This is a genomic window from Paenibacillus oryzisoli (genome assembly GCF_050467285.1).
GTDB lineage: Bacteria > Bacillota > Bacilli > Paenibacillales > NBRC-103111 > Paenibacillus_E > Paenibacillus_E oryzisoli_A.
This window is the reverse complement of record NZ_JBCMUN010000044.1, coordinates 1-1070: the sequence shown is the minus strand read 5'-3', so window position 1 is coordinate 1070 and position 1070 is coordinate 1. Positions and strand designations below refer to the sequence as shown.

Genomic DNA, 1070 nt, shown 5'->3' with positions numbered 1-1070 from the left:
AAGCGGATATTCCATCCGCTTTGTTTGCTGTACGCTTTTTTCTTGCTTGCGCATAAAAACAAACGGCACAGGGCTTTTTCCCATGCCGTTTCAGATTCCATTTTTAATCCCAGTCTTGTCTTCAAGCGTAACTTAATGACATTGCCCTTGGGGAACTCCTTTTTCAGCTTCTTTCTTTTCTGCACCAGCTATAATAGTTGGATTCTTTATCGCATTTTTGATTAAATCCAAAATTTCTTGCTTTTTTATTCTTTTTTTTATTTTCTCCAGTAATATATCCTGCACTATATTGTCATAAAATGCCGTAATGTCAATCTTAATAAAGTAGTTATATTTACCTGAATCAATTGCTTTTTTTAGATCATCAATAATATTCTGGGTTAGTCTAGTTGTTATCTTATGTGAAAAAGCAGTAGTTAAAATTTCGTTCAAAATATTTAAAGTTACTTTATCCCTGATCGTAGGTATAGAGACTACCCTTGGATATTTTCCTTTACCCTTTGGGATTAGTTTTTCTTTATATGCAATGAACTTATAGTTTCCTTGAACAACTTTTTTTGAGATGTATTCGATGTTTTCATTGATGTTTTTTTCAAAAACCATTCGATGAACCCTATCAATGCCTGGTGAGGTTTTATGAGCAATTTTAACATAGTATGTATTTTTCAAATTTTCCTTTTGGAAAAGTTTATTAAATACTTTTGAAACTGTAATTTCAATCACCACCACCTAATTAATAGCAGAGTCCCTGAAAGATTAGATTATTACCCAAAGGGTCATAAATAGGAGATCTTTCCTATTCATAGGCAAAATCAACTTAAAAGCCTTTTAACTAGAACTACTTCTGAAATACCAGAAGTCCACCAATAGGTGCAAAGTCAGGGACTCTAGCTAGTTCTATTTTCCCATAATATTTGACAAATGTCACCAAAATTATCATCATAATTTATAAAAGATTCGTTTTCCCAAGGAGGATTCTAAAGATCTATGAGAATACAACTGTTTTCGATTTCGAAATTACTGGATTCGATAGCGAAATGATAAGGTAATAGTAGAGTAAGACGGGGGAT

Annotated in this window: 1 protein-coding gene; it reads right to left on the bottom strand. The window is 32.4% G+C overall.

Translation table 11 applies throughout. The annotated features are described in order from the left end of the window. Positions 1 to 132 precede the first annotated feature (132 nt). Positions 133 to 723, bottom strand: coding sequence for a reverse transcriptase domain-containing protein (locus ABE504_RS32890; protein ID WP_430096948.1), 591 nt, complete (start codon positions 721 to 723; stop codon positions 133 to 135). Positions 724 to 1070 lie beyond the last annotated feature (347 nt).